Source organism: Pseudomonas sp. BJa3 (genome assembly GCF_026343815.1).
Classification (GTDB): domain Bacteria; phylum Pseudomonadota; class Gammaproteobacteria; order Pseudomonadales; family Pseudomonadaceae; genus Aquipseudomonas; species Aquipseudomonas soli.
The window spans coordinates 1-228 of record NZ_JAOXMC010000637.1; the positions used below are offsets into that span (position 1 = coordinate 1).

Sequence of the window (228 nt, forward strand, 5' to 3'; positions counted from 1 at the left end):
GTTCTATGCCGTGGCCACCGCTGGGCAGCGCTGCACCACCCTGCGCAGGCTGATCGTTCACCGTTCGATCAAGGACGACGTGGTCGCCCGTGTCATAGCCGCCTACGGCAAGGTGCGCATCGGTGACCCGCGCAAGGACACCCTGGTCGGCCCGCTGATCGTCAAGAATTGGTTCGAGGCCATGCAGGGGGCCCTGGCCAAGGCCCGCGACGAAGGTGGGCAGGTATT

Annotated in this window: 1 protein-coding gene; it reads left to right on the forward strand. The window is 65.8% G+C overall.

Annotated features, from left to right (window positions below; genetic code table 11):
• Positions 1-228, forward strand: a 228-nt coding sequence (locus tag OH705_RS29100; protein WP_267303687.1) for an aldehyde dehydrogenase family protein, incomplete at both ends; no start/stop codon positions are given.